The following is a 16,635-nucleotide window of genomic DNA, read 5'->3' on the forward strand; positions in this document are numbered from 1 at the left end:
TGACTAAACTTTTAAACTCTTAAACTTCTAAACTAAAAAATATAATTTATCTTTGCATGATATGACACAAATTTCAGTTGATAACAGCAGTAATCAAGAAATTGTAAAAAATGTTTTTACAATCTATCTGGAAAATAACGGACATCGCAAAACGCCAGAGCGTTATGCTATCCTTCAAGAAATATATGATAGTGAGGAACATTTTGATATAGAAAATCTCTACATCAAGATGAAAAATAAAAACTACCGTGTGAGTAGAGCCACTCTTTACAACACCATTGAACTTTTATTAGAATCTGGTTTAGTTCGTAAACATCAATTTGGACAAAATCAGGCACATTATGAAAAATCATATTTCGACAAACAACACGATCACATTATAATGACCGATACTGGCGAAGTAATCGAGTTTTGTGACCCTCGAATTCAAACTATCAAAAAAACCATTGAAGAAATATTCGATATTGAAATCACACATCACTCCTTATATTTATACGGAACAAAACGAAATAAAGAAATAACAAACTAACTACAAATTATAAATAGAATGACCGCAGATTTATTACTAGGATTACAATGGGGAGATGAAGGAAAAGGAAAAATTGTTGACGTCCTTACGTCTAAATATGACATTATTGCTCGCTTTCAAGGTGGACCAAATGCTGGACACACTTTAGAATTTGATGGAATTAAACACGTTTTGAGAACCATTCCATCTGGGATTTTTCATAAAACTGCAATGAATATTATTGGAAACGGAGTCGTAATTGACCCTGTTGTTTTTCAAAAAGAAATCGAAGGATTGGCTAAATTTAATATGGATATCAAATCCAAATTAATCATTTCCAGAAAAGCACACTTAATTTTACCAACACACCGTTTACTCGATGCAGCTTCCGAAGCCTCAAAAGGAAAAGCAAAAATTGGTTCTACTCTTAAAGGAATTGGTCCGACTTATATGGACAAAACTGGTAGAAATGGAATTCGTGTTGGAGATATTGAACTGGAAGATTTCAACGAAAGATACCGTGTATTGGCCAACAAGCACGAAGAAATGATTAAATTCTACGATGTTAACATTCAGTATAATTTAGATGAAATGGAAAAAGAATTCTTCGAAGCCATCGAGGAATTGAAGAAAATAGAGTTTATTGACAGCGAAGAGTATATCAATCAAGCCCAAAGAGCTGGAAAAACAATTTTATGCGAAGGTGCTCAAGGATCTTTGCTTGATGTAGATTTTGGAACTTATCCGTATGTAACTTCTTCAAATACAACTGCTGCTGGTGCGTGTACAGGATTAGGAATTGCTCCAAACAAAATCAAAGAAGTATACGGAATTTTCAAAGCCTATGTAACTCGTGTAGGTAGTGGACCTTTTCCAACAGAACTTTTTGACGAAGACGGAGAAACAATGGCCAGAGTTGGAAATGAATATGGCTCTGTTACAGGTAGAAAACGTCGTTGCGGATGGTTGGATTTAGTAGCTTTGAAATATGCAGTCCAAATTAATGGTGTAACCCAATTGATGATGATGAAAGGGGATATTCTTTCTGGATTTTCCACCTTGAAAGTGTGTACACAATACAACTACAAAGGCAAAGCAATTTCTCATTTTCCTTACAATATTGAAACTGAAAACGTAACTCCTATTTATAAAGAATTCAAAGGATGGCAAGCTGATCTAACTGGAATGACCACTTATGATGAAATGCCTATCGAATTAAAAGAATATATAGAATTTATAGAAAACTATATCGAAGTTCCTATAAAAATTGTGTCTGTTGGACCAGATAGAAAGCAAACGATTTTAAAATAAAAACACTGAACGTCTCGATTTATCGGGACGTTTTTTTTTAAAACAATCACTTCAAATGAACAACCCGAAAATAAAAATAAAACAAACCGAGTTACTTTCCGATAATTGGTACTTATTGAACAAAGTCACATTCGATTTCTTAAGAAAAGACGGCGTTTGGATTACCCAAAAAAGAGAAGTATATGACCGTGGAAACGGAGCTGCAATATTACTCTACAATAGCCAACAAAAAACAATCATTCTTACTCGACAATTCAGACTTCCTGCCTACCTCAACGGCAACAAAACTGGAATGATGATAGAAGTATGCGCAGGACTTCTCGACCAAGATCATCCTGAACAATGCATTATTCGTGAAACCGAAGAAGAAACTGGATACCGAATAAAATCAGTTCAAAAAATTATGGAAACTTTTATGTCTCCGGGAGCCGTAACCGAAATTTTACATCTATACGCTGGCGAATATGATGCTTCGATGAAAGTAAACGAAGGTGGAGGATTGGAACACGAGCAAGAAGAAATTGAAGTAATTGAAATGCCTTTTGAGGAAGCTTATGCGTTGATTGCAACTGGTGAAATAAAAGATGCTAAAACTATTATGCTATTGCAATATGCCAAAATAAATGGGTTGGTTTAAATAATCTAATATGACGATCAGTTTCGAACTGACTTTTTTTAATAATTACAACCAACAAGTTAGTCTTAATAAATAGGAGAACAAATACAATTGATTATAGACGGTCAATTTATATACTATTCCTAAACAAAATCATTTGTTTTTAATCTCAAAAGTCTTTACAATTAAAAAAAAAAACCAGCTCAATGAGCTGGCTCTAATTAATTATTTTGATTGACTACAACATAAATTTTAATTTTTTGTTGTCGTTAGTGACTAAAATGTACACTCCGGTAGTTAATTTAGACAAATCTACGTTAGAAGCATTAGCAAGCTTAAAATTCATAACCGTTTTACCAGTTACGTCATATACAGATGCAGACTCATAAGCACCTGATTTATTCACCACAAGTAATTTTGCAGCCTTGTTTACATACATATCTCTTGGGTTTACGAAAGATTCCAATCCCATTGTACCACCAGTAAAACTGACAAATTGAGTAGCACTTTGTAAATAAGTTGTTGTACCTGCAACTGTTATATATGTAAACCATCTGTAGCTAGTGTACCCTGCATCAATAAATTTTTGTGGAATTGCAGAAGCAATATTTGCTGTTGTAGTAAAAAGAGTGGTCGTTGCTGCCGCAGGAACCGGAATACCAGTTTTATAACTCATTGCTCCATCATAGACTGTATTATCATTCGCATCTAAGGGAACAATCTGAATCTCGCACGTACCATCAACACTAGCAGTGTAATTAAATTTAACAGTTTGTGTTGATCCCAAAGCTACTGAAGTTGGAAAATCAACTGCAGTCATGGTGTCTTGTGCATAACCAAAAGAAGTTGCTACTAAAGTAGCGGTAAGCAAGATTTTTTTAGTAAAGTTCATCATAATTAATTTTTTTTAAAGGTTATTATTTATATATATTTTGTTAAACAATCGGTTGTACAATACAACCGATTGTTTAACAAAAATATGAATTATTTTTACATATCAAAAAAATAAATGAATTATTTTTTTATATCTAAAATAATACCTCTAAATCATTAGGATTTAGAAAACTAATCATTTTACACCCGATAAATTAATGAATCAATTCTTATGCAATTCACACAAATAAATTTCTTAAATTTTGATTCTATTTTTACTTTATTGACACTTCAAATTGAAACCAAAAACATATTAAATTTATTGCTAAAAAAAATTAATTCATATTTAAACACTAATTTTACTCAAACGATTTTAAGTTTTGAAAAACGAAAAGAAAAAACACTCCGCACTTCACGAAAAAGATGGAATTTCACCACCCGAAATTATCAGTCTAAATGCTGTGGAGCAAATTCAGAAGTTCAGAAAAAAACAACTTTCTTCAAGAGAATTAATCGACGGAATTTTATCTGGAAACATTGCTGATTTAAGCCGAGCGATTACTTTGGTCGAAAGTACCAACGCCAACCATTTGGCGAAAGCCAATGAAATAATTAATGCTTGTTTGCCGTATGCCAATGAATCGTTAAGAATAGGAATCACAGGAGTTCCCGGTGTAGGGAAAAGTACTTTTATCGAAGCTTTTGGAAAATATTTAACTTCATTAGGGAAAAAAGTGGCGGTACTTGCCGTTGATCCATCAAGCACAATTTCTCACGGAAGCATTCTAGGCGACAAAACCAGAATGGAAGAATTGGTAAAAGATACGAATGCTTACATTAGACCATCGGCTTCGGGAGAAACGTTGGGAGGAGTTGCTCGAAAAACTAGAGAAACCATAACCCTTTGCGAAGCTGCCGGATTTGATACGATTCTTATCGAAACTATTGGCGTTGGCCAAAGCGAAACTGCTGTTCACAGTATGGTAGATTTCTTTTTATTATTAAAAATTTCTGGTGCAGGTGACGAATTGCAAGGCATAAAACGTGGGATAATGGAAATGGCCGATGCTATTATTATCAACAAAGCCGATGGCGATAACATTAAGAAAGCGAATTTAGCAAAAGCAGAATTCAACAGGGCTTTGCATTTATTTCCCGCCAAAAAATCAGGCTGGACACCAATAACTTCAACTTGTAGTGCGATTACACACGATGGGATTCCTGAAGTTTGGAAAACAATAGAGCAGTTTCTGGAATTTACAAAAAGAAATAAATATTTTTTTAAAAAGAGAAAAGAACAGAATCAATATTGGCTGTTGGAAACCATTAACGAACAATTAAAAAGTAATTTTTACAATCATCCTGAAATTATAAAACTTTTAGAATCTTCTAAAAAGGCGGTTTCAACTGATGAAATATCCCCTTTTGCAGCCGCTCAAGAATTATTGAATGTGTACCAAAATTACAAGAAAATATCCTGATACCATTTCACTTGTTCTTCTAAATCTCATTTTATTTAAGTTGTAATAAAAACGCTTTTTCTAAATTAGCGTTACGAGTGTTGGGATTTAAAAATTTTAGATTTAATCGAGTGATTCTATAATGGTCAATCATAAATTCTTTTGACCATTGTATTTTGTTTTCTTTGAGTTCTTTCATCTGATCTTCATAAACAAACAACCATTGTCCTTTTTTTAAATACTTAGGAATTTTATTTATGGTAATTTTGGGAGTTGTTTGTTTTGTGTAAAAATCCAACGACCAACTATTTTTATCTCCTTCTATCCTATATACATCTTTAGGATTTATATGTTCTTTCTCTAGAAGCAAAGCAGCATTATTTCCGGCTTGATATTGTAATATTTTTGGATAAAACTGAGTGTTTAAACAAAAGTTTATAACAATCATAAAATAAACAGAAATCAAAATCATTTTTTTGGCACTATTTGTTTTGCTAAAAATGATATAACCTAATCCAATTAATAATAATAAATCGCATAAAATAAAAGCAAAATGAGGTATAGGAAAAGACCAAAAAATAATAAATAAAACAAATCCACATCCTAAAGAGAGTGTGAAATATTGAATATTTAATACTGTTTTTAAAGTTTTAAGTTTATTATTTTCATATAAACTAATAACATATCCAGCAACTAAAACAGACAAAATAGGTAATAAACTATTTAAATAATGAGGTAATTTAAATTTTGAAAAACTAATAACAATCATGATTGCCAAAACTCCAATTGATGTCAAAGCTTCTATTCCTGATTGAAATTTAAATTTTGACACAATAAATAGCTTTATTCTAGAAAATAAAGCTAAATATACCATAACAGACCAAGGTAGAAAAGCCCATAAAAGTGTATGGAAAAAGAAAAAATAATCTGGACTAGTTTCAGTAAAACCAGAGGCTGTCAATCTATTAAAACTTTGATCCCAAAGAATAAATCGTATTCCAGAAATATTAGATTGTCCTTGTATAATTTTTTCAGGATGTAAATCGAATTGCACATAATAGGCGTACAAAACTGGAGCTATAGCCAATACAAAAGTAAGAATGGTAATAATAGTTTTCCAAGACCAAATCGCCTTCCATTTTTTATTATAAGCAAGATAACTTAGAATGCAAATTGCGGGTACGAAAACGCCCAATTGCCCTTTGCACGAAAAAGCAATAGCAACTCCAATAGCCCCTAGAACTGCGTTAATCAGTTTATTATGATTTACATAAAGCACAAGTTGCCAGACACCAAAAATAGTTGCTCCCGTTAAAACAGCATCAGTTCTAACATCGTGATTTGATAAAATAATGGCTTGAGCGGATAAGAATACTAAAGAGGCAATATGGCTGGCTTTATATCCATAAAATTCCTTTGCCAAACGGTTCGTAGAATAGGCTCCTAAAAGTGTAAATAACAGGGCTGGAATTCGATAAGACCATTGAGAAATTCCAAAAAGTTTAAAAGACAATGCTGCCAACCAAAAATGCATGTGTGGTTTGTCGAGATAATCTTGTCCCCCTTTATAAATATTTAAAAAATCATTTTCTAGGAACATCCGCATAGCCATTGTGGCATGTTGTGCCGAGTCATTCTCCATCAGTGGAATCCATAATCCTGAAAGATAAACTACTGCAAGTAATATATATAATGGAATATAATCTCTTTTTGAAAGGAATGTGTTCATTGACATGTTGTAGGGTTAACTTATAATTTTAAAAACCAGCAAAAATAAGATAAAATAGCGTTTAAAAACAGCCATTAAATATAATAAACAAATTTAAGAAAAGATTTCTTATCAAGAACTAAATACAAAATTGGTTTATTGTTTTATATTTGCAACATAAATATATTGTACTATGAGTAGTTTAACTACATTATTATCTATTGTAATTCCTGTTTATAATGAAGAAGGAAATGTTGGTTTATTAACCGAATCTATCGAAAATGGCCTAAAAGGGTATAAATATGAAATTATATATATCGATGATTTTTCTTCGGATAATACTAGAAAAGAAATCAAAGATTTAAACAATCCAAATGTAGTTCTTATTGAATTAAAAAGAAACTATGGACAAAGTTCGGCTCTAGCTGCAGGTATAGATTATGCCAAAGGGGACTATATAGTAACTATGGATGGCGATATGCAAAATGACCCATCGGATATTCCTGAGATGTTAGCACTTGCCATCAAAGAAGATTGGGATTTGGTTACTGGAATTCGCCAAAAAAGGAAAGACAGTTTTGTTAGAACATTACCTTCTAAAATAGCCAATTATATTATTAGAAAATCTACAAAACTGCACATTACAGATGCAGGTTGCGCCCTAAAAGTAATGACTGCCGAAACCGCTAAAAACCTTCCTCTTTATGGGGAATTACACCGTTTTATAGCATTAAATGCACACATTGATGGCGCTCGAATTACTGAGATTCCAGTAAAACATCACGCAAGGCATTTAGGGGTTTCAAAATATGGATTAGGGAGAACTTTTAAAGTTATAAATGACCTTTTACTAATTCTTTTTCAACGCAAATATTTACAAAATCCTTTATATTTATTTGGTAATTTAGGGATGACTTTTTTTGGTATTGGTGTCATTATCAATTTGTATTTATTAGTAGTTAAATTAATGGGCAACGATATTGGAACCCGACCTTTGTTGATATTAGGAATCTTATTAATTTTGGTAGGAATTCAGTTTTTTACTATCGGCATTGTTACCGATTTGTTGATGAGAACCTACTACGAATCTCAAAATAAAACGCCTTATAAGATAAGACATATTAGAACCTACACTAATGAAAATAAATAGAAAATTAGTTTTTACTTTTCTTAAAATAGCACTTACTTTCATTCTACTTTATGTAGTATTTTCTAATATTCCGTTGAATGACGTCTGGCTAATTTTAAAACAATCGAATCCTTTTCTACTATTCTTAGCTTTAGTTTGTTTTATCCTATCCCAATTAATATCAGCCAATCGATTATTGCAATTGTTCAAATGGTCTGGCTTTGATTTAGACTCAAAAAAAAATTACATTCTATACCTCGTTGGAATGTTTTACAATTTTTTTATTCCGGGAGGCATAGGAGGAGATGCTTACAAGATTTATATTTTGAATAAAGAATACCAATGGCCCATAAAAAAACTCACCTCGGTCGTTTTTATTGATAGACTAATGGGGTTGATTGCTATTGGAATTTTAATCCTAATTTTTTGTTTATTTATTCCTTTTTTTACTACTGAAAATTTAGTTTGGCTACTATTTGCACTGCTTGTAATTGGACTTGTATCGTCCTATTTATTTATAAAATGGTTGTTCCCTTCTTTTTTGGGAATAACACTAAAATCTGTTCTAAAATCAATTCTGATACAACTTTTACAATGTCTTTGTATTGTTTTATTGCTTTCAAGCATTTCAGAAACAGATGATTATTTTAAATATGTGATTGCTTTTTTACTATCTTCGGTGCTTTCAATTTTCTCGTTTTCTGGAATTGGAATAAGAGAAATGATACTCTATCAAGCATCAACTTTATTAGTTTTTGATTCAATTAAAGCAGTAACAATCGGACTTTTGTTTTCAATACTCACTGCTTTTGTATCTTTGTTTGGAATATATTTTCATTTCAATAACACAAAAATCAAAGATTCAAAAAATTAAATAATGTTCGTGACGAAATAAAGCTGAAGAATTAATTCAACCATAAAAAACAAAATAAAATGAAATTAAGAAATAAACTTTTAATAACAGTTGGAATAATTATTCTAGTTGGAGTGGGTAAATATGTTTATGATATGAACATCAATCATAATTTTGAGACAATTACCGAAGAGAAAGTTTATAAATCAGGCGTAATACCGCCAGAGCAGCTGGAGGATTACATCAAAAAATACCACATCAAATCGGTTGTTGATTTACGTTTTCCAGGAACAGGAGACGATGTAAATAACCCTGAAATACCCGTTGAACTTACCGCCGAAAGAGAGGCTATTGCAAAAATAAAAGGTGTCAATTATTTTAATAATGGTTCGGATCAAGTTCCTAATCAGAAAAATTTAGATGTGTTTTTCTCCATTATGGATAAACCAGAAAATTATCCTGTACTAATCCATTGTTATCACGGAGTAGGACGCGCCGAAATGTATTCGGCAATTTATAGAATTGAATATGAAAATATGGATCCTGATGAAGCCAGAAAAAGCACTCGCCTTTTAACTAAATGGAGCTCCTTTGATTTAGGAACTCCTAAGGGAGATTATTTACATCAATATCAAAAAATTAAAAAATAATAAAAAAGTAGAGATTACTCTTTCTCGTAACGCTCCATTTCACGGTCATAAAATGCGTTGGCTTGTTCAATCAAACCTTCCATTTCGACATTCAATTCTCCTTCATCAAGATCTTCGGCTTCTTCCATAAACTCCACCTCATCGTCTTTAAGATTGATGATGAATCGAGGATAATCAAGGTGAATGATAAAAATATCCTCAGGAAAATCAGTGTTGTCGCCTAGTAAAAATTTTGGTAATTCCATTTCAAGTTTGTTGTTTATGGTTTATGGTTTATGGTTTGTTGCTCCACTCTGAACAACAAACCACAAACTACAAACAGTTTCTATTTATCAGACAAAATTACTGGTGCACTTCCTTTTCCCATAAAAATAATTTTGGTGTTAGGCGAAGTGGCAATTTCTTTTTGTGCTTTTATTTGTTCGTATTGCAATTGTTTATCTGTTAATCCTTGTGAAATAATTCTTTGATAATCAGCAATTCCTTGTGCTTCTACTCTTTTTCTTTCGGCTTCTTGTTTTTCTTTCTGAAGTACAAAAGTCATTTTTTGGGCATCTTGCTCGGCATTAATCTTGCTTTCGATAGTTGTTTTTACTGAAGAAGGAAGATTGATATTTCTTATCAACAATTGCTCTAAAATCAAACCTCTACTTTTAAAATCTTCTTCAATACTTTTGAAAATTCGTTGTTGAAATTCATTCCTTTTGGTCGAATACAAAGCCACAGCATCATAATAAACAGCGTTGTCACGAATACGAGTTCTGGTTACGGGACGAACAATTTTATCGGTGTAATTGACCCCAATTTGTTTGAATATTTTTGGCGCATCAGTGGGAGTGATTTTATACAAAACCGTTAAATCAATAACTACTTCCAATCCATCATTCGACAACACCCGAATGGCATCATCGCCTTCCTGAGCCCCTTCTCCGTGAACCGCAGACATTGTGTAATTTTGGGTTTGAATATCAAAATCGGTTACATCAAGAAGTGGATTTATCAAATGCAAACCACTTTCGAGAACATCAGGTTGAACGCTTCCATAGAGCGACTTAACCCCAACTTTTCCAGCATCGATTTGTTTGAACATCGAAGAAAAAACGCCTAACACTATGACTAAAAGTCCAGCAAACCTTAGTGGTCCCGAAAGCTTGAAAAATGGATTACTCGCATTGCTTTTTAATGCAAAACTTACAATCAGTAAAATAACCCCAATAATAATTAATAGTATCATTTTTTTTGAAAATTAATTTGTTCGATTATTATACGTAGAATTGATTTAGAAGTTACAATTTTTTAAGAAAAGACTTTATAATTATATATTTTCCGAAACTAATTTTTTTGTCAATCTCGCAAAGCGAATATACAAAAATAAAGCTGCAGCGGTGAGTCCTGCCAAAAGCCCAATCCAGATTCCCGTTGCACCCAAATTAGTATGCGTTCCTAAATAATACGAAATTGGAAAACCCACAATCCAATAGGCCACAAAGGTAATGTACATTGGAATTTTTACGTCTTGTAATCCTCTTAAAGCGCCCAAAACCACCACCTGAATTCCATCCGAAATTTGGAATACAGCGGCTACCAAAAGCAATTTAGAAGCAATAAATATTATTTCAGTATTATCCAATTGCTGCGAAGCATCGGACATATTTAAAAACAAATGCGGTAGAAAATTATGTGAAATCACAAAAACAATTCCGAAGAAAGTTTCGACCATAATGGCCAATAAAAAAATGGAACGAGCCACAGTAATTAATTGCTTGTAATCTCTAATCCCTTTGGCATTACTAACTCGTATCATCGCCGCCACGCTAAAACCCATTGCCACCATAAAAGTAGAAGAAGCCAATGTCAACGCAATTTGATTGGCCGCCTGACTATTTTTTCCTAGCGACCCCGAAAGCCAAATTGCCGCTGTAAACAAAGTTACTTCAAACAACATTTGCATCGCCGAAGGAAGACCAAGATTGATGATTTTCATCAAGATTGATTTTCTAATTTCTTTGAAACTAAAATTCTTAAAATACCTTTTGAAAGTAACATTGTATTTCAGAATATAATGCATAAAAACCACCATCATAATTCTGGATATCACAGTTCCCAATGCTGCTCCTAAAATTCCTAATTTTGGAAAACCCCAAACGCCATAAATCAACACATAATTAAAGAAAATGTGAACCACATTGGCCAAATAAATCGCATACATCGAATATTTGGTTTGTGACAAACCGTCGGCAAATTGTTTGTATCCTTGAAAAATAATCACCGGAATCAACGAAAATGCGACCCAATCAATATAAGGTGCGGCAAGGCTTACAACAGCTTCAGGCTGGTTCATCAATTCCATTATTGGTTTGGACAAAACAATTAAAATGAATACAGCAATTCCTAAAATAGTACACAACAACAATCCGTGATGAAAGGTAGTTCTGATTTTTTTATCATCTTTCTCAGCATCGGCTTCCGCAATCAAAGGCGTGATGGCTGTAGAAAATCCAATGCCCAACGACATTCCAATAAAGATGAAACTGTTGCCGAGTGAAACCGCAGCCAACTCCGTTGAACCAAGGTTCCCAACCATAAAATTATCTACAATTCCTATCAACGTATGCCCGAGCATTCCCAAAATTACAGGATATGCCAATCTTAGATTATAGGAAAACTCTTTGGTGTATTGAGAAAATTTCACTTTGCTTTTTTTAGTTGGCAAAGGTAATTAGAACGAATCAATTCTATAATACTATTTCAATAATAAACTCATAATTATACAACAAACACTAATAATTCTATAATAACTGCACTGATACACCAACCTACATTTGCAATGTTGTCAATAAATACAACACTAAAAATAAAATTATGAAAACTATTGAAAAAATCAAGTTCGTATTAGTATTTGCTATTTCGATACTATTTGCGAGTAACACACAAGCTCAAGATACCACAACCTCTAAAAATTATGATCAAGGATTCAAAATGGGAATTGGTATAAATGCAGGTTATGCTGCTCACGATCCATACAAATTAGCTTTAGGAGCAGATACAAGATTACAATATGACCTGTCAAAAAGGTATTCTATTACACTAACAACCGGATTTACAAATCTATTTGTAAGCAAAGTTGACGGTTCTGACTTAGGATTTATCCCTGCAAAAGCAGGATTCAAGGCTTTCGTTTGGAATGACCAATTTTATGTAATGGGTGAAGCTGGAGCAGCTTTTGCAGTGACAAATGGTTATCACAAAACCTCGTTGCTTCTAGCTCCAAGTATTGGTTATGCAACAAAATATGTGGACATTTCTTTACGATATGAACACTATAATGACTTTGTAAGATTAAACAATAATGGTTCTCAAGGTAAAGGTGTTGGCCAATTAGGTGTTCGTCTAGCATACGGTTTCGAATTGTAAAAATTAAAACCCATAAAAAATGCGCTGTAATTCAGCGCATTTTTTATAAATGTATGTTTTGCAATAATATGTCTCACTCCATTTCTAGCTGCTTTTTATATTCCTCAAAATTGGCTTTTACCTTTTCGTCCAACTCCGGTTCTTTAATATCAGTGTGTTTTTTCATTTCTTCCCAAATAATTTTTGCCACTATATAACGTGCCATTTCCTTATCATCGGCGGGAATGATGTACCAAGGTGCAATTTCTGTAGAAGTTTCGTTAATCGCTTCTTCATAAAATTTCATATAATCCTCCCAATGTTCGCGTTCTTTCAAATCTCCAGGCGAAAATTTCCAATGATGTTCCTTTTCTTCTAATCTTCTCAACAAGCGCTTTCTTTGCTCCTCCTTACTCAGGTGAAAGTAAAATTTCATCACTATCGTTCCATTTTGCGAAATATGTTTCTCGAAATTATTGATTTGATCCATCCGATTTTCCCAAAATACAGGAGTAATATCCTCCACTTTTTCAATTCCAGGCAAGTTTTCGCTTAAAATATATTCAGGATGAACTCGGGTCACCAAAACATTTTCATAATGTGTACGATTAAAAACTGCAAACTTCCCTTTTTCAGGCAAAGCAAGGTAATGCCTCCACAAATAATCGTGTTCCAATTCGGCCGAATTAGGCGTTTTAAAACTACTCACCACAACACCACGCGGATTAAATTCCTTGAAAACTTCCCGAATCAAACTGTCCTTTCCCGATGTATCCATTCCTTGTAAACAAATCAAAACACCATATTTGTTGTGGGCATACATCACGTCCTGCAACTCACTCAACTTAGCTTGCACCTTATCCAATTTCTCTTCTTTATCATCCTCACTCGCCTCATTAAACAAATTTGTAGGGATTTTTGACAATTTAATTTTGCCAACAACTTTAAAATCATCAGGATTTATAGATTTCATATGGAATGATTTATATTTACAAATTCAAATATAATAATTATTTGAAGCTGTTTCCTGCTGTGTGCTTTATCTTTTTATTTTTGGCAGCAAAAACAAAAAGGATGCCGCTTCCATCAGGGCTAGGGCATCCGTTTTCAAAATAAATTTTATGCAAAATTTTACACTCGAATTACAATTTCAAATCATTAGTATTGGTTCTGCTTCAGGATTGGTTTACATAGACAATTCCTTATTTATTATTTCGGACAATAGTTCATTCCTTTACGAATACAACATTCTCGAAAAAAAACTATCCAAAACTAAACTATTGGCAAACAGCCAAGAAAACATCACAAAAAAAGACAAATTCGACTTTGAATCCATTGTATTAAAAGGAAATAAACTCCATATTTTGGGATCTGGGTCTACTCCCAAAAGAGAAAAAAGAATAACATACAATCTTGAAACCAAAAATGTAGCTGAAAAAGATTTGTCAAAAGTGTATCAAAATCTAAAACAAACTGCTTCCATTTCAGACGATGAACTCAATATTGAAGGTGCTTCATTTTTTAAGAAAAAATGGCACTTATTCCAAAGAGGAAATGGTGTCAATTCCAGAAACGGAATTTTTAAAATTAATTCTCTCAAAACTGAATTTCACACTGAGTTTATAAAAGTACAATTGCCAAAAATCAAACACATCGAAACTTCGTTTACAGATGCCATTTTGGTTGAAGATAAAATTTACTTTTTAGCCACAGCCGAAAACACCATTTCTACCTATGATGACGGCGAAATTCTAGGAAGTATTATTGGTCGAATGAACAGCCAAACATTCGAAATCGAATTCACTCAAAAAATCTCCGATAACCATAAATTCGAAGGCTTGACGCTTTACACTAAAACCGAAACCGAAATCCAATTTCTGATTTGCGAAGACAATGATACCGATGTTTTGGAAACAAATATTTATAAATTAACATTAAATAAAGAATAAAATGAGCGACTTAAAAAACAAAAACGCCCTGATTACGGGAGCTGGAAAAGGAATTGGAAAAGCTATAGCATTGGCTTTGGCCAAAGAAGGAGTCAATGTAATTTTATTGGCACGAACTCAAGAAGAGATAGACAATGTAGCCGCTAAAGCACGCTCATTAAGAGTGAAGGCACTAGCAATAACAGCCGATGTAGCTGATATTAATTCAGTAAATATTGCCGTAGAAAAAGCTTTAGCCGAATTCAAAACCATCGATATTTTAATCAATAATGCTGGAATTGCTGCTTTTGGAAAATTTTTGGAATTGCAACCAGCGGCTTGGGAACGCATTATCCAGGTCAATTTAATGGGAACTTATTATGTAACTCGCGCCGTTTTACCTAATATGATTGAAAGACAAACTGGTGATATCATCAATATTTCCTCAACGGCTGGACTGAGCGGAAATGCTTTAACAAGCGCTTACAGTGCCTCTAAATTTGCTGTTTTAGGATTAACAGATTCGTTGATGCAAGAAGTTCGAAAACACAATATCCGTGTAACCGCTCTTACACCAAGTACTGTCGCCACTGATCTAGCCAAAGAACTTAAACTTACTGACGGTAATCCCGAAAAAGTAATGCAAGCCGAAGATATGGCCGAATTAATCATCGCCCAACTTAAATTAAACCGACGTGTTTTTATCAAAAACAGTAGTATTTGGTCGACCAATCCATAATATATTTTTTCTTTAAAATAACAAAACCCCTCGAAAAGGGGTTTTGTTATATATAGAAAGTCTTTAATTCAATTTACACTTCAATATTCAAGAATTCCATTCGAACGCTTCCTTCTTCATCAATTTTGGTCAAATGAATTTCTTGTAAAGTGTTGGCTAATTCTGGATTCCAAGGGGTTTTTACTCTTACGTAATTTTCGGTAAATCCGTGAATGTACCCTTCTTTATTTTCAGCTTCAAAAAGCACGGTTCTGTTAGTTCCAATTTGGCTTTCATAAAAAGCACGACGTTTTTTTACTGATAATCCGCGCAACATTTTGCTTCGTTTGGCTCGTACATTGGCAGGAACAATGCCTTCCATAACTGCAGCTTCGGTATTGTCACGCTCAGAATAGGTAAAAACGTGTAAATACGAAATATCCAAATCATTCAAAAAATGATATGTTTCCAAGAAATGCTCGTCCGTTTCACCTGGAAAACCAACTATTACATCAACACCAATACAAGCGTCTGGCATAACTTCACGAATTTTATTTACTCGTTCTGTGTAGATTTCTCGAAGGTAACGACGTTTCATCAACTTCAGGATTTCATTGCTTCCAGATTGCAACGGAATATGAAAATGAGGTACAAAAGTGCGACTTTTAGACACAAATTCAATCGTTTCGTTTTTCAATAAATTGGGTTCGATGGAGGATATTCTCAATCTTTCGATTCCTTCTACTTTATCTAATTCTTGAACTAATTCTAAGAAAGTATGTTCGTGTTTTTTGTTTCCAAATTCCCCTTTTCCGTAATCGCCAATGTTCACACCAGTCAAGACGATTTCTTTAATTCCTTGTTCCGAAATTTCTTTGGCATTTTTCAACACATTTTCGAGTTCGTCACTTCTTGAAATCCCTCTGGCTAATGGAATCGTACAATAGGTACATTTGTAATCGCAACCGTCTTGCACTTTCAAGAATGCACGAGTTCTGTCGCCAATGGAATAGCTGCCTACATAAAAATCGGCTTCTGCGATTTCGCAAGAATGGATTTCGCCAAAATCATTTTTCGACAAATCGTTGATGTAATCGGTAATTTTAAACTTTTCGGTAGCACCCAAAACCAAATCAACTCCATCAACATTGGCTAATTCTTCGGGTTTTAATTGGGCATAACAACCAATGGCAGCTACAAAAGCTTTGTCATTGAGCTTCATTGCTTTTCGCACGACCTGCTTGAATTGTTTGTCGGCATTTTCAGTAACCGAACACGTATTAATGACATACATATCGGCTACTTCTTCAAAATCGACGCGATCAAAACCTTCGTCCTGAAAACTTCGGGCAATGGTTGAAGTTTCCGAAAAATTTAATTTACAGCCTAGCGTGTAGAACGCTACTTTTTTTCTGTTTTCCATAAAATAGCTCAATTAATGAAATCGTTGTCAAAAAATTGAGTGTGCAAATTTACGAACAAAAACTT

The 16,635-nt window shown here is 33.4% G+C and carries 17 protein-coding genes; 10 read left to right on the plus strand and 7 right to left on the minus strand.

All coding sequences use genetic code 11. The features are described from left to right. The first annotated feature begins 61 nt into the window (after positions 1–61). The 3 genes from FNW17_RS12670 to nudK are packed head-to-tail and all read left to right on the plus strand — an operon-like array spanning position 62 to position 2,456. Positions 62–529: a Fur family transcriptional regulator gene (locus FNW17_RS12670; RefSeq protein ID WP_143391206.1), complete on the plus strand. Its 468-nt coding sequence runs from the start codon at positions 62–64 to the stop codon at positions 527–529. An 18-nt stretch (positions 530–547) separates the two neighbouring features. Continuing rightward, the gene (locus FNW17_RS12675; protein WP_143391207.1) at positions 548–1,819 is read left to right on the plus strand and encodes an adenylosuccinate synthase; all 1,272 of its coding nucleotides are present in this window, start codon (positions 548–550) and stop codon (positions 1,817–1,819) included. Positions 1,820–1,874: 55 nt separating this feature from the next. Then, entirely contained in the window at positions 1,875–2,456 is a 582-nt protein-coding gene (gene nudK / locus FNW17_RS12680; RefSeq protein ID WP_143391208.1) for a GDP-mannose pyrophosphatase NudK, read from the plus strand. 217 nt (positions 2,457–2,673) lie between these two features. Here the strand turns inward: nudK and FNW17_RS12685 are convergent, their stop codons facing one another. Continuing rightward, on the minus strand, positions 2,674–3,330 hold the full coding sequence (locus FNW17_RS12685) for a T9SS type A sorting domain-containing protein (protein WP_143391209.1): 657 nt from the start codon (positions 3,328–3,330) through the stop codon (positions 2,674–2,676). A gap of 358 nt (positions 3,331–3,688) precedes the next feature. Between FNW17_RS12685 and meaB the strand changes: the two genes are divergently transcribed. Beyond that, positions 3,689–4,789, plus strand: a complete 1,101-nt coding sequence (gene meaB, locus FNW17_RS12690; protein ID WP_144071830.1) for a methylmalonyl Co-A mutase-associated GTPase MeaB — start codon at positions 3,689–3,691, stop codon at positions 4,787–4,789. A 31-nt stretch (positions 4,790–4,820) separates the two neighbouring features. Here meaB and FNW17_RS12695 read toward each other — a convergent pair whose 3' ends face one another. After that, positions 4,821–6,497, minus strand: a complete 1,677-nt coding sequence (locus FNW17_RS12695; RefSeq protein ID WP_185964833.1) for an ArnT family glycosyltransferase — start codon at positions 6,495–6,497, stop codon at positions 4,821–4,823. Positions 6,498–6,669: 172 nt separating this feature from the next. Between FNW17_RS12695 and FNW17_RS12700 the strand changes: the two genes are divergently transcribed. Genes FNW17_RS12700 through FNW17_RS12710 form a run of 3 tightly spaced genes read left to right on the plus strand, consistent with a single transcriptional unit; the run spans position 6,670 to position 9,108 of the window. Further along, the gene (locus FNW17_RS12700) at positions 6,670–7,626 is read left to right on the plus strand and encodes a glycosyltransferase family 2 protein (protein ID WP_143391212.1); all 957 of its coding nucleotides are present in this window, start codon (positions 6,670–6,672) and stop codon (positions 7,624–7,626) included. Then, entirely contained in the window at positions 7,613–8,479 is an 867-nt protein-coding gene (locus tag FNW17_RS12705; RefSeq protein WP_143391213.1) for a lysylphosphatidylglycerol synthase transmembrane domain-containing protein, read from the plus strand. Before FNW17_RS12700 ends, FNW17_RS12705 begins: the two co-directional genes overlap by 14 nt. Positions 8,480–8,538: 59 nt before the next feature. Further along, on the plus strand, positions 8,539–9,108 hold the full coding sequence (locus FNW17_RS12710; RefSeq protein WP_143391214.1) for a dual specificity protein phosphatase family protein: 570 nt from the start codon (positions 8,539–8,541) through the stop codon (positions 9,106–9,108). A gap of 14 nt (positions 9,109–9,122) precedes the next feature. Here FNW17_RS12710 and FNW17_RS12715 read toward each other — a convergent pair whose 3' ends face one another. From FNW17_RS12715 to FNW17_RS12725, 3 genes are all read right to left on the minus strand, one after another. After that, positions 9,123–9,353 carry a hypothetical protein gene (locus tag FNW17_RS12715; RefSeq protein ID WP_132004290.1) on the minus strand — a complete coding sequence of 77 codons (231 nt, stop codon included), beginning with the start codon at positions 9,351–9,353 and terminating at the stop codon, positions 9,123–9,125. Positions 9,354–9,433: 80 nt separating this feature from the next. Then, positions 9,434–10,342: a prohibitin family protein gene (locus FNW17_RS12720; RefSeq protein WP_143391215.1), complete on the minus strand. Its 909-nt coding sequence runs from the start codon at positions 10,340–10,342 to the stop codon at positions 9,434–9,436. Between the two features lie 81 nt (positions 10,343–10,423). Continuing rightward, on the minus strand, positions 10,424–11,800 hold the full coding sequence (locus FNW17_RS12725; protein WP_143391216.1) for an MATE family efflux transporter: 1,377 nt from the start codon (positions 11,798–11,800) through the stop codon (positions 10,424–10,426). Between the two features lie 170 nt (positions 11,801–11,970). On the opposite strand from FNW17_RS12725, the gene FNW17_RS12730 reads away from it, so the two are divergent. Next, the gene (locus FNW17_RS12730) at positions 11,971–12,522 is read left to right on the plus strand and encodes a hypothetical protein (RefSeq protein ID WP_143391217.1); all 552 of its coding nucleotides are present in this window, start codon (positions 11,971–11,973) and stop codon (positions 12,520–12,522) included. A 73-nt stretch (positions 12,523–12,595) separates the two neighbouring features. Here the strand turns inward: FNW17_RS12730 and FNW17_RS12735 are convergent, their stop codons facing one another. After that, positions 12,596–13,474, minus strand: a complete 879-nt coding sequence (locus FNW17_RS12735) for a PPK2 family polyphosphate kinase (RefSeq protein ID WP_144071831.1) — start codon at positions 13,472–13,474, stop codon at positions 12,596–12,598. A gap of 148 nt (positions 13,475–13,622) precedes the next feature. On the opposite strand from FNW17_RS12735, the gene FNW17_RS12740 reads away from it, so the two are divergent. Then, positions 13,623–14,450 (plus strand): DUF6929 family protein, encoded by an 828-nt coding sequence (locus tag FNW17_RS12740; protein WP_144071832.1) that lies wholly within the window; start codon positions 13,623–13,625, stop codon positions 14,448–14,450. Position 14,451: 1 nt separating this feature from the next. After that, positions 14,452–15,168: a 3-ketoacyl-ACP reductase gene (locus FNW17_RS12745; protein WP_143391220.1), complete on the plus strand. Its 717-nt coding sequence runs from the start codon at positions 14,452–14,454 to the stop codon at positions 15,166–15,168. 73 nt (positions 15,169–15,241) lie between these two features. Here the strand turns inward: FNW17_RS12745 and mtaB are convergent, their stop codons facing one another. After that, positions 15,242–16,570, minus strand: a complete 1,329-nt coding sequence (gene mtaB / locus FNW17_RS12750; RefSeq protein ID WP_143391221.1) for a tRNA (N(6)-L-threonylcarbamoyladenosine(37)-C(2))-methylthiotransferase MtaB — start codon at positions 16,568–16,570, stop codon at positions 15,242–15,244. Positions 16,571–16,635: the final 65 nt, after the last annotated feature.

Origin of the sequence: Flavobacterium franklandianum (genome assembly GCF_007097365.1) — a bacterium.
Lineage (GTDB): Bacteria > Bacteroidota > Bacteroidia > Flavobacteriales > Flavobacteriaceae > Flavobacterium > Flavobacterium franklandianum.

Coding starts and splice junctions, on each gene's coding strand:
- FNW17_RS12730 (WP_143391217.1), top strand. CDS start 11,971: ATGAAAACTATTGAAAAAATCAAGTTCGTATTAGTATTTGCTATTTCG.
- FNW17_RS12705 (WP_143391213.1), top strand. CDS start 7,613: ATGAAAATAAATAGAAAATTAGTTTTTACTTTTCTTAAAATAGCACTT.
- FNW17_RS12740 (WP_144071832.1), top strand. CDS start 13,623: ATGCAAAATTTTACACTCGAATTACAATTTCAAATCATTAGTATTGGT.
- FNW17_RS12720 (WP_143391215.1), bottom strand. CDS start 10,342: ATGATACTATTAATTATTATTGGGGTTATTTTACTGATTGTAAGTTTT.
- FNW17_RS12670 (WP_143391206.1), top strand. CDS start 62: ATGACACAAATTTCAGTTGATAACAGCAGTAATCAAGAAATTGTAAAA.
- FNW17_RS12675 (WP_143391207.1), top strand. CDS start 548: ATGACCGCAGATTTATTACTAGGATTACAATGGGGAGATGAAGGAAAA.
- FNW17_RS12710 (WP_143391214.1), top strand. CDS start 8,539: ATGAAATTAAGAAATAAACTTTTAATAACAGTTGGAATAATTATTCTA.
- nudK (WP_143391208.1), top strand. CDS start 1,875: ATGAACAACCCGAAAATAAAAATAAAACAAACCGAGTTACTTTCCGAT.
- mtaB (WP_143391221.1), bottom strand. CDS start 16,570: ATGGAAAACAGAAAAAAAGTAGCGTTCTACACGCTAGGCTGTAAATTA.
- FNW17_RS12695 (WP_185964833.1), bottom strand. CDS start 6,497: ATGAACACATTCCTTTCAAAAAGAGATTATATTCCATTATATATATTA.
- FNW17_RS12685 (WP_143391209.1), bottom strand. CDS start 3,330: ATGATGAACTTTACTAAAAAAATCTTGCTTACCGCTACTTTAGTAGCA.
- FNW17_RS12700 (WP_143391212.1), top strand. CDS start 6,670: ATGAGTAGTTTAACTACATTATTATCTATTGTAATTCCTGTTTATAAT.
- FNW17_RS12715 (WP_132004290.1), bottom strand. CDS start 9,353: ATGGAATTACCAAAATTTTTACTAGGCGACAACACTGATTTTCCTGAG.
- FNW17_RS12735 (WP_144071831.1), bottom strand. CDS start 13,474: ATGAAATCTATAAATCCTGATGATTTTAAAGTTGTTGGCAAAATTAAA.
- FNW17_RS12745 (WP_143391220.1), top strand. CDS start 14,452: ATGAGCGACTTAAAAAACAAAAACGCCCTGATTACGGGAGCTGGAAAA.